Origin of the sequence: Paenibacillus wenxiniae, from assembly GCF_039822605.1 — a bacterium.
Taxonomy (GTDB): Bacteria; Bacillota; Bacilli; order Paenibacillales; family Paenibacillaceae; genus Saccharibacillus; species Saccharibacillus wenxiniae.
The window spans coordinates 1-560 of the sequence record NZ_JBCGUH010000052.1 but is presented as its reverse complement, the minus strand read 5'-3'; the positions used below and the strand labels follow the sequence as shown (position 1 = coordinate 560).

General features: G+C 52.3%; 1 pseudogene. It reads right to left on the bottom strand.

What is annotated here, in order from left to right:
* Window positions 1–560 (bottom strand): annotated as a pseudogene (locus AAHF22_RS24015) (hypothetical protein); the annotation flags it as partial.

Here is a 560-nt window from a genome sequence, read left to right as displayed (position 1 = left end):
GCGGTCGTGACCCCTTTACCATTCTGGTTACCATTTGGATCGGTATACGTCAGCACGTTGCCTACTAAGTCATACGTGTAGCTTTCCTGAATGGGTTGGCTATGATTCGCTGCGCCGTCTTTGTACGCGACCACTTTGATCTTGTGACCATAAGCGTCAAAGTTTTGTTCCAGCAGATTCAAGCGAATGCTCGTATTGTCTGGATTCGAGCGATACGAGCCTACGTTTGCAGCCGCAATCGTATAATTCTGTGTCTGCTGCTGGGTGAGGAGCGGCTTCGTGATGTAGAGATTGCCTTCCGCATCGGTAAATTCAGTTTGCTGATCCCAGGCGTTGTAGGCTGCCGTTTGAGTATTCCCCATTGCATCGACCGCATAGACGGCGCGTCCCAGATCGTCGGGATGGTACTGAGAGCGTGTCCAGCCGTTCGTGTCGTTGTACGTTTCCATCACGCGCAGGAAGCCGAAGCCATCGTAATACGCAGCTTGACGGTTGAGAACCGTGACGGCACCGGTGGCTTTGTTCGTGTATTGGCGGATGCTATCGACACGTAATGTGAG